Origin of the sequence: Pseudomonas sp. ATCC 13867 (assembly GCF_000349845.1) — a bacterium.
Classification (GTDB): Bacteria; Pseudomonadota; Gammaproteobacteria; order Pseudomonadales; family Pseudomonadaceae; genus Pseudomonas.
This window is the reverse complement of sequence record NC_020829.1, coordinates 454,733-467,527: the sequence shown is the minus strand read 5'-3', so window position 1 is coordinate 467,527 and position 12,795 is coordinate 454,733. Positions and strand designations below refer to the sequence as shown.

Sequence of the window (12,795 nt, the reverse complement as noted above, 5' to 3'; positions counted from 1 at the left end):
CCGCACCCGGAGCGTTCCGCTAGTCTGGGCGGCAGACACCCGGAAGCCTCCGACTCGCATGCCGTCCTCCCCACTGTTCCAGTCCCTGCGGCGCCTCTGGGCGCTGGACAAGTTCGCCTACAGCCTGCGGGTGTTCGTCGCCCTCAGCGGAGCCATGCTGGCGTGCTGGCTGCAAGGCCGGCCTGAGCTGGTGATCCCGCTGTTCCTCGGCGTCATCGCCAGCGCCCTGGCGGAAACCGACGACCATTGGCTCGGCCGCCTGCAGGCACTGCTGGTGACCCTGGCGTGCTTCAGCATCGCCGCGCTGGCGGTGGAGCTGCTGTTCCCCTACCCGCTCGTCTTCGTCGCAGGCCTTGCGCTCTCGACCTTTGCCATGACCCTGCTCGGCGCACTGGGCGAGCGCTACGCGGCCATCGCCTCGGCCACGCTGATCCTGTCGATCTACACCATGATCGGCGTGGACCAGCGCGGCGGCACACCCAGCGACTTCTGGCGCGAACCACTGTTGCTGGTGGCCGGCGCACTCTGGTACGGCCTGCTTTCGGTACTGTGGAACGCGCTGTTCGCCAACCAGCCGGTGCAGCAGAGCCTGGCCCGGCTGTTCCTCGAACTGGGCGAGTACCTGAAGATCAAGTCGACCCTGCTGGAGCCGCTGCGCCATCTCGACGTCGAGGCCCAGCGCCTGGCCCTGGCACGGCAGAACGGACGGGTGGTGGTGGCGCTCAACCAGGCCAAGGAAACCATCCTCGCGCGCCTGTCCCACGGCAGGCCCGGCCCGAAGATCAGCCGCTACCTGAAGCTCTACTTCATCGCCCAGGACGTCCACGAGCGCGCCAGTTCCTCACACTATCCATACAACCAGCTAGCCGAAACCTTCTTCCACAGCGACGTGCTGTTCCGCTGCCAGCGCCTGCTCAACCAGCAGGGCAAGGCGTGCAAGGCGCTGGCGAAAGCGATCCAGCTGCGCCAGCCGTTCGACTACAACGACAGCGAGCTGGCCCTGGCCGACCTCAACGCCTCGCTGGACTACCTGCGCCAGCAGGGCAAGCCGGCCTGGCGCGGACTGCTGCGCTCCCTAGGCGCGCTGGCGGCCAACCTCACCACGCTGGACCGCAAGCTCAGCGGCGCGAGCAACCCCGACATGCTCGACGACGAGCAGGACAGCACCCTGCTCGACCGCTCGCCGCGCTCCTTCAAGGACGCGCTCGAACGTCTCCGCCTGCAGGTTTCGCCGACCTCGCTGCTGTTCCGCCACGCCCTGCGCCTGTCGCTGGCGCTGGCCGCCGGCTACGGCATGCTGCACCTGATCCACCCGACCCAGGGCTACTGGATCATGCTCACCACGGTGTTCGTCTGCCAGCCGAACTACGGCGCCACGCGCATCCGCCTGGTGCAGCGGATCCTCGGCACGCTGGTCGGACTGGTGGCCGGCTGGGCGCTGATCGACCTGTTCCCCAACCCGCTGATCCAGTCGCTGCTGGCGGTGGTCGCCGGGGTCGCCTTCTTCGCCACCCGCAGCACCCGCTACACCCTGGCGACGGCGGCGATCACCCTGCTGGTGCTGTTCTGCTTCAACCAGGTGGGCGACGGCTACGGGCTGATCCTGCCGCGCCTGTTCGACACCCTGCTCGGCGCACTGATCGCCGGCGTCGCGGTGTTCCTGGTGCTGCCCGACTGGCACGGGCGCAGCCTGCACCGCCTGGTCGGCGGCACCCTGGCCTGCAACAGCCGTTACCTGCGCGAGATCATGCAGCAGTACGCCAACGGCAAGCGCGACGACCTCGCCTACCGCACCGCCCGGCGCAACGCGCACAACGCCGACGCGACGCTCTCGACCACGTTGTCGAACATGCTGCTGGAGCCCGGCCACTTCCGGAAGGACGCGGAGATCGGCTTCCGCTTCCTGGTGCTGTCCCACACCCTGCTCAGCTACCTCTCCGCCCTCGGCGCGCACCGCGATCGCCTGCCCACGGCGCCGAGCGACACGCTGATCGGCGAAGCCGCCGAGCGCCTCACCGCCAGCCTCGACGACATCGCCACGCGCCTCACCGAACGGCGCCCGGTGGCGATCTACAGCGACGAGGAAGACGCCCTGGCCCGGCGCCTGGAAGAACTCCCCGAAGAGCAGGACGACGCGCACCGCCTGGTACAGACCCAGCTGGCGCTGATCTGCCGCCAGCTCACGCCGCTGCGCACCTTGGCGGCGCATCTGCTGAAGAAGGAGATCGGTACGGAGCAGACCGAGACGGCCTGAGCACTCCTTCTCTGTAGGAGCGAGCTTGCTCGCGAACCGCACGGCACCGCTGCCGCCGGGAGAGATCATTCGCGAGCAAGCTCGCTCCTACGAAAAGCCATCCCGGCAAGCCCCAGCCCGACTGTCCGTTACAACCCATGCTCCCGCATCAACGCGTCATAACTGCCATCCGCCCGCATCGCGCGAATGGCCTCGTTGAACGCCGCGACGATCTGCGCGTGCTTCGGATTGCGCAGGCTGACCAGGATGTGCAGCCCCTTTTCCGCCAGCGGTACCGGCAGGAACTCCAGCTCGCCCCTGACCGCCGCCAGTTCCCCGGCGAACTGGTGGCGAGCGGTGATCTCGTCCTCCAGCGTCAGGTCCACCCGCCCCGCCTGCAACATCAGCGCGGCGTTGGCGAAGCTGAGCACCGGCACCCGCCGCAATTTCGGGTCGCTGTCGAACTCGGGGGAATAGCTGTAGCCCCGCACCACGGCGATCCGGTAAGGGTACAGGTCGGCGAGGTGGGCGAAGGTGATCGGCGAGCCGCGTCGCTTGAGCAGGCGCACGCGGTTGCTCAGGTAGGACTCGGAGAAGACGCCGAATGCCTCCCGCTCCGGGCTGTACCAGGCATCCACCACCAGGTCGTACTCGCCGCCGCGCACGCCATGCAGCACGCGCGGCCAGGGCACCTCGACGTACTCGCTGGCGTAGCCGGCACGCTGCAGGGCCGCGCGCACCAGATGCACCGCCACGCCGCCGTCGGGTAGCCGGATGTCCGCATAGGGCGGCCAGCGGTCGGCGGCAACGCGCAGCACATCATCGGCGCGCGGCGCGGCACTGACGAGACACAACAGCAACAGCAGCAGGCGCAGCGGCATCGACGCTCTCATTCGGGGAAAGAATCAGGCAAGACTAGCCGCAGCCCCCGCTGGAGCGCCAACCCGGTCAGAACAGCATAGCCGCGCGCAGGCTCATGCCGCCGCCGGTCTCGGGGATCACCGTGAGGTTGTAACGGTCGCGCTCGGGCCCTTCGAGGAACAGGTTGTAGGTGAAATTGGCGAAGAAGTTACCCACCGCCATGCCCACCAGCACGTCCGTGGGATAGTGCTTGTCGCCCTCGACCCGCGCCAGCGCAGTCAGTCCGTCGAGGGTGTAGAGCCCGGCCTTGGCGGTGTAGCGCAGGGTCGGATCCATGTCGATGTAGTCCAGGTTGCGCCGGGTGAAGCTGGTGTGCACGGCGGTGACGGCGGTGTGCTTGGACGGGAAGGAATCGTCGGGAATCCCATCGGGCCGCTCGCGCCCGGACCACTCCTTGGCCTCCTCGACGAATCCGGTCACGGCGTAGCGGTCCGCCGCCAGCAGCGCCAGGTTGCGCCCGCGCCAGCTCCATTTCTCCTCGGTATCCGCCTCCTTGGGCGCGGCGACCAGTGCGCTGACCACGCTCAGGCCGGTGGCGAGGTTGAGCATACTGTCGGCGGCCTGGTTGGCATCGCCGCCGAACAACCAGTCGTGGTCGCTCGCTGAGCGCTGCCACTTGTGGTCCCAGTTGCCGGCGGCGATCACCGCCGCGCCGGCCACCGGGGCCCAGACGTCCGGGCTGACCACCGCGCGCTGCGCGGAGTCGCCCACGCGCGACCAGCTCATCTGAGGCGTGCCCGCGCAACCGACCAGGCCAGCGGTAACGGCCAGGGTCATGGCCGTCAGCAGGGTAGAGTTCATCATTCCCCCAGGGCGTCCATCTCGTCCTGGAATGGACGCGTCAGTGCATGAGCCCGCAACTATAGACGCTGATGCTCTGGCAGACCTTGTCTTCAGTCAGGCTTGGCGGACTTGCCGCCGGGCTCCAGCAACCCCTGGAACAGTTCGATGGGCATGGGGAAGACGATGGTGGAGTTCTTGTCGCCGGCGATCGAGCCCAGCGTCTGCATGTAGCGCAACTGCATGGCCCCGGACTGGCGGCTGAGCATCTCGGCGGCCTGCATCAGCTTCTCGGAAGCCTGCAGCTCGCCCTCGGCATGGATGACCTTGGCCCGCCGCTCCCGCTCCGCCTCGGCCTGGCGCGCGATGGCGCGGATCATCGACTCGTTGAGGTCGACGTGCTTGATCTCGACGTTGGCCACCTTGATGCCCCAGGCATCGGTCTGCGCATCGAGGACCTTCTGGATATCCATGTTGAGCCGCTCGCGCTCGGCCAGCATCTCGTCCAGCTCGTGCTTGCCCAGCACCGCGCGCAGGGTGGTCTGCGCCAACTGGCTGGTCGCGGCGAGGAAGTTCTCCACCTGGATGATCGCCCTCTGCGGATCGAGCACGCGAAAGTACACCACCGCGTTGACCTTCACCGAGACGTTGTCGCGGGAGATCACGTCCTGCGGCGGTACGTCGAGTACCACGGTACGCAGGTCGACCCGGACCATCTGCTGCACCACCGGGATCACCAGCACCAACCCCGGCCCCTTCACCTTCCAGAAGCGGCCGAGCTGGAACACCACCCCGCGCTCGTACTCACGCAGGATTCGCAACGCGCTGAGCACCAGGAACAGCAGCAGGATCAGCGCCACCAAGAGTCCGAAGGGAAAGCCCATCACACACCTCCTGAATCGTCGTTGGCCGCCACCTCCAGGCTCAGGCCGTTACGCGCCATCACCCGCACCCGCTGGCCGCAGTGCAGCGGGCGATTGGCGTGGACTTGCCACTGCTCGCCCTGCAGCACGACCCAGCCGGCGCAGGGATCATCGTCGGCCACCCACTGGATGGTCGCCAGGCTGCCCAGCAGCCCCACGGGCCCGCTGACCACCGCGCGCCGCCTGGCCTTGAGCGCCACACCGAGGATGCCGCCGATGAACAGGGCACTGACCGTCGCCAGCGTGATCACCAGCGCCAGCGGAATGCCGAAACCCGGGGCATCGGTGTCGATCAGAATCAGCGAACCGACCACGAAGGCGACGATGCCGCCCAGCCCCAACGCGCCGAAGCTGGGCATGAAGGCCTCGCCGACCATGAAGCCCAGGCCCAGCAGGATCAGCGCCACCCCGGCGTAGTTCACCGGCAGCATCTGCAGCGCATACAGCCCCAGCAGCAGGCAGATCGCTCCCAACACCCCGGGCAGCGCCATGCCGGGGTTGGCCAGTTCGAAGATCAGGCCGTAGATGCCGATCATCATCAGGATCAGCGCCACGCTGGGATCGGTGATCACCGCCAGCAACCGGGTCCGCCAGTCCGGCTCGCGCTGAAGCAACGCCGCACCGGCCACCTCCAGGCGCACGTCGCGACCGTCGACGCTGACACTGCGGCCATCGATCATGGTCAGCAGCATCGGAATGTCCGGCGCCACCACATCCACGACCTTCTGCTTCAGCGCCTCGTCCGCCGCCAGGCTGACCGCCTCGCGCACCGCGCGCTCGGCCCACTCCGCGTTGCGACCGCGCAGTTGCGCCAGGCCACGGATGTAGGCCGCGGCATCGTTGATCTGCTTGCGCTCGAGCGTGTCCGTCCCGGTATCGGGCTTGTCGGCGGACTTGTCCTGCGGCTTTTCCGCATCCGGCATGCCGATCCGTATCGGCGTCGCCGCGCCCAGGTTGGTGCCCGGCGCCATCGCGGCGACGTGGCAGGCGTAGAGAATGTAGGTCCCGGCACTGGCTGCGCGCGCGCCGCCGGGAGCGACGTAGCCCGCCACCGGCACCGGGCTCGTCAGGATCGCCTTGACGATGCTGCGCATGGCGCTGTCCAGCCCGCCGGGGGTGTCCATGCGCAGGACCACCAGCGCCGCGCCCTCGTCGGCGGCACGGCTGATGCCGCGCACCACGTAGTCGGCACTGGCCGGGCCGATGGCGCCGTCCAGGTCAAGCACCACCACCGTGGGAGCCGCCAGCACCCCGCCCGCGCCAAGCAGCAGGAAACAGGCGAAAAGGCGAAGCAGCCTCGACATGGCGCCTCCCCGGCCGAAGCCGGTGGGCGTCGCGGCGAATGAATGAACGACGCCCTTCCCTAAGCATAGCTTCCCGGCCCGACCTCCCGCCGGAAACGAAAAACCCCGCCGAAGCGGGGTTTTCCAGATGCAGCGGGAATCAGCCCTTGAAGACGTCTTCCACGGACTGCAGCGGGTAGTGCGCCGGGTACGGCAGGGTCGCCACACCGGTCTCGATGGCGGCCTTGGCCACCGCGTCGGAAACGACGGTGATCAGGCGCTTGTCCATCGGCTTCGGAATGATGTACTCGCGGCCGAATTCCAGGGCGCTCACGCCGTAGGCGTCGCACACGTCCTTGGGTACCGGCTGCTTGGCCAGGTCACGCAGGGCCAGGGCGGCGGCGATCTTCATTTCTTCGTTGATGCGGGTGGCGCGTACGTCCAGGGCACCGCGGAAGATGAAGGGGAAGCCCAGTACGTTGTTCACCTGGTTCGGGTAGTCCGAACGGCCGGTGGCCATGATCACGTCATTGCGGGTGGCGTGGGCCAGTTCCGGCTGAATTTCCGGGTCCGGGTTGGAGCAGGCGAAGACGATCGGGTTCGGCGCCATGCGGGCGAGGTCTTCAGCGCTGAGCAGGTTGGCGCCGGACAGGCCGACGAACACGTCGGCGCCCTCCAGGGCGTCGGACAGGGTGCGCTTGTCGGTCTCGCTGGCGAACACGGCCTTGTACTGGTTCAGGTCGTTGCGGCCGGCATGGATCACACCCTGGCGGTCGATCATGTAGATGTTCTCGACCTTGGCGCCCATGCTCACCAGCAGCTTCATGCAGGAGATGGCGGCGGCGCCGGCGCCCAGGCAGACGATCTTCGCGGTTTCCAGCTTCTTGCCGGCGATTTCCAGGGCGTTGAGCATGCCGGCGGCGGTGACGATGGCGGTACCGTGCTGGTCATCGTGGAACACCGGGATGTCGCACTGTTCGATCAGCGCGCGCTCGATCTCGAAGCACTCGGGCGACTTGATGTCTTCCAGGTTGATGCCGCCGAAGGTGATGGAGATGCGCTTGACGGTATCGATGAAGGCCTGCGGGCTTTCGGCGTCGACTTCGATGTCGAACACGTCGACACCGGCGAAGCGCTTGAACAGCACGCCCTTGCCTTCCATGACCGGCTTGGAGGCCAGCGGGCCGAGGTTGCCCAGGCCGAGAATGGCGGTGCCGTCGGAAATGACCGCGACCAGGTTGCCCTTGCCGGTGTACTTGAAGGCCAGTTCCGGATCACGCGCGATTTCGCGCACCGGCTCGGCGACACCCGGGCTGTACGCCAGCGACAGGTCGCGGGCGGTGGCGGTCGGCTTGGTCAGCTCGACGCTCAGTTTACCGGGGCGGGGTTGGGCGTGATATTCGAGGGCAGCGGTCTTGAGATCAGACATTTGGGCACTTCCGCTTTTGTTGCTTGTTGGACAGACGGGGGTCCGAGCATACGCAGAAAGCCCGCACCTGCCAAGGTAGCCCAAGCCCCTGCTGTCAAGACCTCTAGCGTACGACCTTTAGCCAATCACCAGATTTTGGCTGACCAATTGGATACAAGTCATTCAATAAGCGTATACGATTTATCGCGTCAGATTCCAGCCCCGGCCCCGCTTTCGCAAACTCCTCGACAGTCTGCCCGGATTTGACCTGAACGACGTCGATCCTGCGCGGTTGTGCGAGTTTTTTCTCATCGGCGCGCATCGGCCGGAAGCTGCGGATCACCTGCAGGAACTGGTCGTCCACTGTCTCCAAAGACGCGCGGCCTTTGACCGCACCGACGAACAGGTAGGCACGCTCCTTCTGGTAGATCACCGCGACGCGGCGCGCCGGCGAACCGGGCACTACGCCGGTGGCGACGTCCAGGCCGGCCTGCTTGAAACTCTCCTCGCCCGCCAGGCGGCCGCCCGCGCCCTTGCGCAGGAACTCCGCCGGGGTCAGTTGGCCATCGCGCTGCACCAGCTTCATGCCGATATAGGCCTGCTGGTCGGCGGTGAAGCCCACCAGGGCGGTCGGCTGGTTGAGAATGCCCCAGCCCGCCGGGTAGGTCAGGGTGAAGTCCAGCTCGGAGTGGTAGAAGCTCTGCCCGCGGCGCACGCCACTGGAGGCCGAGTCGCCGAAGGGCATTCCGTCGATGGCCTTCAGGTAGCGCTCGGCGCCGACTTCACGCTGGCCGCTGCCGGCCAGGGCCTGGGCCGGACCGATCACCTGTTTCAGGCGCTGATCGTTGTCCGGGTGGGTGTCGAACAGGCCGTGGTAGCCCACCGGTTGGGTGGCCTGGCCCTTGCGCCTGGCCTCGTCGCGGGCGAAGTCTTCCTGGTTCTTCAGCACCCGCACCACCTGGATCATGGCGGTCGGATCGTAGCCGGCGCGGGCCAGGTACTTGGCGCCCAGGCCATCGGCTTCCAGCTCCATGTCGCGGCCGTAGCCGCGCACGAAGGCGGTGCCGAGCACGTTGGTCAGGTCGGCGGCGGCGCCAACCCCGGTGCCGATGGCCACGGCCTGGCCGAGGATGTTCCAGGCGCTGGACTGGCTCTGCTGGCGCACGCTGTGACGGGCAGTGACGTGGCCGACCTCGTGGCCAAGCACGGCGGCCAGCTCCGCTTCCGAGCCCAGGTAGGCCATCAGGCCGCGATGGATGTAGACGTAACCGCCGGGCAGGGCGAAGGCGTTGATGTCCGGGGTGTCGATGACGGTGAAGTGGTATTGCAGGTTGGGCCGGTCGCCGGCGCGGGCGACCCGTTCGCCGACCTGCTGCACGTAGGCCTGCAGCTTTTCATCCTCGTAGCGCGGGTATTGCTTGAGGATTTCCTGGCTGTATTTCTGCCCCATGTCCAGCTCGCTCTGCTCGCTCATCATCACGAAGTCAGACTTGCCGGTGGCCGGGTTGGTGGCGCAGCCGCCAAGGACACCGAGCAGTGCCAGCACGGCCAGGGTTCCGAACGAACGCACACTCATGGCAATACCTCCATCATCGCCGGGTCGGTCAAAGGCAGCATCCAGCGTGCCTGTCCAGGATTGATTGCACCGCGCTCGGACCGGTCGATCACCCAGCCACGCGCTTCCACGTGTCGACCGCGCAGCTCACGCAGGGTTGCATCGCCGAAACGCTTCACCAGCCGCGGAGCGATGCGCAGCACCAGCGGGCCGTCGAGATCGATCCACAGGCCGCCGCCATTACGTTGCACCTGTTCGACCCGACCGCGAACCACGGCAAAGCCGCTTTCGTGAAGTTGCTGCGCCGTTTGAACCGGCGAACGCTTCCACAGTCCCTGCCCGGCATTGCGCGCCTCGCGCTCGGCCATTTGCTGGCAGGCGGTGAGATCGGTATTCGGAGCAATAGCTACAAGGTAGCCCAAGCCCTCGGCCAGCAGCCGGGACTCCAGGTTGTTGCCGCGCGAATCGTAGACGTGGGCCAGGGTGCGGCCGTACTTGTCCTTGCCCTGCCGGCCGGCAACCAGGCCGACCTCGCCGTCATTGGCCGCTACCAGAGCCTGCAACCGGCGCTGCGCGGCGACGGCGAAAGGCTCTTCCGGGCGGCCGCGATGGGCCAGCTCCGGGGCGTTCACGCCAATCAGGCGCACACTGCGGCCGTCGGCCAGCTTCAGCGTGTCGCCATCCACCACCCGCGCCACACGCACCGTTTCGGGCGATCCGGGCTTCGGACAGGCAGCGGCCGACACGTCCGCGACCAGGCAGACGGCCACAAAAAAGGCGCCCACCAGGGACGCCTTTTTCGGGATACCGTGAAAAACCATCGAGGGCCTTTCCCGGAAATCGATCTTACTTCTTGCCACCGAACATGGCGAAACGCTGGTTGAAGCGATCGATACGGCCGCCGGTGTCGACGACTTTCTGCTTGCCGGTGTAGAACGGGTGGCACTCGGAGCAGACGTCCAGGTGGATGCTCTTGCACAGGGTCGAACGGGTCTTGATCACGTTGCCGCAGCTGCAGGTAGCTTCGATGTCTTCGTAAGCGGGATGGATTTCCGGTTTCATGATGTCTTCTCTCTGGTTGGTGTGCCGCCACCCAGTCTCTGTCAGAAGCCGAGCCACGATCATCGAGGACCGCAGGCGGGATCTTTACCGGGCACCGCACAAATTAAGGGCGTGGATCATACCAGAGCTGTTTTTCCACGCAAGTCAAGCCTCGACCGATGGTCACCGGGTGCTAAGATCGCCGCTCCCCGCCGCTCCGGAATCCGCCGCGTGCCTTCACCGTCCATCCTGCGCCTCGCCCTGCCCTCGCCGCTGCGCCGCCTGTTCGATTACCTGCCCCCGCGCGGGGTCGACGCGGCGCGCCTGCAACCGGGCGTGCGCCTGCGCGTGCCCTTCGGCCGCCGCGAGATGGTCGGTGTGCTGGTGGACAAGGTGGAAACCTCCGAGGTGCCGGCGGACAAGCTGCGCCCAGCCCTCGCCGTGCTCGACCGCGAGCCGCCGATGCCGACGCACCTGCTGGAGCTGTGCCGCTGGACGTCGCAGTACTACCAGCACAGCCTGGGCGACACCTTCTCCTGGGCGCTGCCCAACCTGCTGCGCCAGGGCGACCCGGCCGAGGCGCGGCAGCAGCGTTTCTGGCACGCCGAACCGGGCGCCCGCGAGGAAGACCCGCGCCTGGCCCGCGCGCCGCGCCAGCGCGAGACGCTGAAGATCCTCAAGCAGCATCCCCACGGCGTCGCCCACGACCTGCTCAGCCAGTTGCAGATCAACAAGGACAGCCTCGACCTGCTGCAGGAAAAGGGCCTGGTTTCGCTGGAGGTGCGCGTGCACAGCGTGCCGCCGCACCACGGCCCGTGGCTGGCGCAGGCGGAACTGCCGCTGAACGCCGAACAGCGCGCCGCCTACGAATCGGTGCGCGCGGGCTTCGGCAGCTTCCACAGCTTCCTCCTGGCTGGCGTCACCGGCAGCGGCAAGACCGAGGTCTACCTGCAGCTGATCCGCGAGACCCTGGAAGCCGGCAAGCAGGCGCTGGTACTGATTCCCGAGATCAACCTCGGCCCGCAGACCCTCTCCCGCTTCGAGCGCCGCTTCAACGCGCGCATCGCCCTGCTGCACTCCGCGCTGACCGACCGCGAGCGCCTTGACGCCTGGCTGGCCGCCCGCGACGGCGAGGCGGACATCGTCATCGGCACCCGCTCGGCGCTGTTCACCCCGCTGAAGAATCCGGGGCTGATCATCATCGACGAGGAACACGACGCTTCCTATAAACAGCAGGAGGGCCTGCGCTACCACGCCCGCGACCTGGCGATGGTACGCGCACGGCTGGAGAACGTGCCGATCCTGCTGGGCTCGGCCACGCCCGCCCTGGAAAGCCTGCACAACGCCCAGAGTGGCCGCTACGGCCTGCTGCGCCTGACCCAGCGCGCCGGCGGCGCGCACCAGCCGAAGTTCCACCGCCTGGATGTGAAGAGCCTGCCGCTGGATTCGGGCATCTCCATGCCGCTGCAACGCTCGATCAAGGAAACCCTGGCCGCCGGCCAACAGGTGCTGGTCTATCTGAACCGCCGCGGCTTCGCCCCGACCCTGCTGTGCCACGACTGTGGCTGGATCAGCCAGTGCCCGCGCTGCGACGCGCGGATGACCGTGCACCAGGGCAGCGGCGAACTGCGCTGCCACCACTGCGACCACCGCGAGCGGCCGCCGCGCAACTGCCCGAAATGCGGCACCGTGGACCTGCGCCCGGTCGGCGCCGGCACCGAGCGCGCCGAAGAGCGCCTGCGCATCCTCTTCCCGGACTACCCGGTGCTGCGCATCGACCGCGACAGCACCTCGCGCAAGCACGCCATGCGCGACCTGTTCGCCACTATCAATAAAGGCGAGCCGTGCATCCTGGTCGGCACGCAGATGCTCGCCAAGGGGCACCATTTCCCGCGCGTCACCCTGGTGGCGATCCTCGATGCCGACGGCGGGCTGTTCTCCGCTGACTTCCGCGCCAGCGAGCGCATGGCCCAGCAGATCGTCCAGGTCGCCGGCCGCGCCGGACGCGCCGAGGAACCGGGACGTGTGCTGATCCAGACCCACCTGGCCGACCACCCATTGCTGGTACAGCTCACCGAGCAAGGCTACTTCGCCTTCGCCGACCAGGCCCTCACCGAGCGCCGCTCCGCCGGCCTGCCGCCCTTCTCGCACCTCGCCCTGCTGCGCGCCGAGGCGCACAAGCCGGGGCAGGCCGAAGGCTTCCTCGACGAAGCCTGCGCCGAGGCCGAACGCCTACAGGCGACCCTCGGCCACGACGTGGAACTCCTCGGCCCGGTGCCGGCGCCCATGGAGCGCCGCGCCGGCCGCTACCGCGCGCAACTGCTGCTGATGAGCACCGCCCGCGCACCACTGCACCGCCTGCTGACGCCCTGGCTGCAGACGCTCGAAAGCATGCCCAGCGGACGCCAGGTGCGCTGGTCGCTGGACGTGGACCCGATCGACCTGTTCTGACAGATGCTCCGCACGGATAAAACCGTCCGGGCTTGCGCATCCGTCCTACATTGACTTCCATCAGCCGCGACGGATGGCACAGCGGCGAGACTGAACAAGGAGCGCTCCGCGGTTGGCAAGCCATGCCCGGCCACGGATAATGCGCGGTTCTGAGCCCGATAACCGGTCGCGCGCGCCGGATGCACGCGAGCACGGAGAAA

Annotated in this window: 10 protein-coding genes; 2 read left to right on the top strand and 8 right to left on the bottom strand. The window is 67.5% G+C overall.

The window, feature by feature from the left end; translation table 11 throughout:
* The first annotated feature begins 58 nt into the window (after window positions 1-58).
* Window positions 59-2,254, top strand: a complete 2,196-nt coding sequence (gene yccS, locus H681_RS02105) for a YccS family putative transporter (RefSeq protein WP_015475191.1) — start codon at window positions 59-61, stop codon at window positions 2,252-2,254.
* A 128-nt stretch (window positions 2,255-2,382) separates the two neighbouring features.
* Here yccS and H681_RS02100 read toward each other — a convergent pair whose 3' ends face one another.
* The 8 genes from H681_RS02100 to rpmE form a co-directional block, all read right to left on the bottom strand.
* On the bottom strand, window positions 2,383-3,114 hold the full coding sequence (locus H681_RS02100) for a substrate-binding periplasmic protein (protein WP_015475190.1): 732 nt from the start codon (window positions 3,112-3,114) through the stop codon (window positions 2,383-2,385).
* Window positions 3,115-3,181: 67 nt separating this feature from the next.
* Window positions 3,182-3,958, bottom strand: coding sequence for a phosphatase PAP2 family protein (locus H681_RS02095; protein WP_015475189.1), 777 nt, complete (start codon window positions 3,956-3,958; stop codon window positions 3,182-3,184).
* Window positions 3,959-4,047: 89 nt separating this feature from the next.
* Window positions 4,048-4,818 (bottom strand): slipin family protein, encoded by a 771-nt coding sequence (locus tag H681_RS02090; RefSeq protein ID WP_041711687.1) that lies wholly within the window; start codon window positions 4,816-4,818, stop codon window positions 4,048-4,050.
* The gene (locus H681_RS02085; RefSeq protein WP_015475187.1) at window positions 4,818-6,161 is read right to left on the bottom strand and encodes an NfeD family protein; all 1,344 of its coding nucleotides are present in this window, start codon (window positions 6,159-6,161) and stop codon (window positions 4,818-4,820) included. The genes H681_RS02090 and H681_RS02085 overlap by 1 nt, the downstream gene beginning before the upstream one ends.
* Before the next feature lie 139 nt (window positions 6,162-6,300).
* A complete protein-coding gene (locus tag H681_RS02080) occupies window positions 6,301-7,569 on the bottom strand; it encodes a malic enzyme-like NAD(P)-binding protein (RefSeq protein WP_015475186.1) in 1,269 nt (422 codons plus the stop codon).
* A 103-nt stretch (window positions 7,570-7,672) separates the two neighbouring features.
* Window positions 7,673-9,124 carry a M48 family metalloprotease gene (locus H681_RS02075; RefSeq protein ID WP_015475185.1) on the bottom strand — a complete coding sequence of 484 codons (1,452 nt, stop codon included), beginning with the start codon at window positions 9,122-9,124 and terminating at the stop codon, window positions 7,673-7,675.
* Window positions 9,121-9,924, bottom strand: a complete 804-nt coding sequence (locus H681_RS02070; protein ID WP_041711685.1) for a thermonuclease family protein — start codon at window positions 9,922-9,924, stop codon at window positions 9,121-9,123. Before H681_RS02070 ends, H681_RS02075 begins: the two co-directional genes overlap by 4 nt.
* Window positions 9,925-9,949: 25 nt before the next feature.
* On the bottom strand, window positions 9,950-10,165 hold the full coding sequence (gene rpmE / locus H681_RS02065; RefSeq protein ID WP_015475183.1) for a 50S ribosomal protein L31: 216 nt from the start codon (window positions 10,163-10,165) through the stop codon (window positions 9,950-9,952).
* 210 nt (window positions 10,166-10,375) lie between these two features.
* Between rpmE and H681_RS02060 the strand changes: the two genes are divergently transcribed.
* On the top strand, window positions 10,376-12,595 hold the full coding sequence (locus H681_RS02060; RefSeq protein WP_015475182.1) for a primosomal protein N': 2,220 nt from the start codon (window positions 10,376-10,378) through the stop codon (window positions 12,593-12,595).
* Window positions 12,596-12,795: the final 200 nt, after the last annotated feature.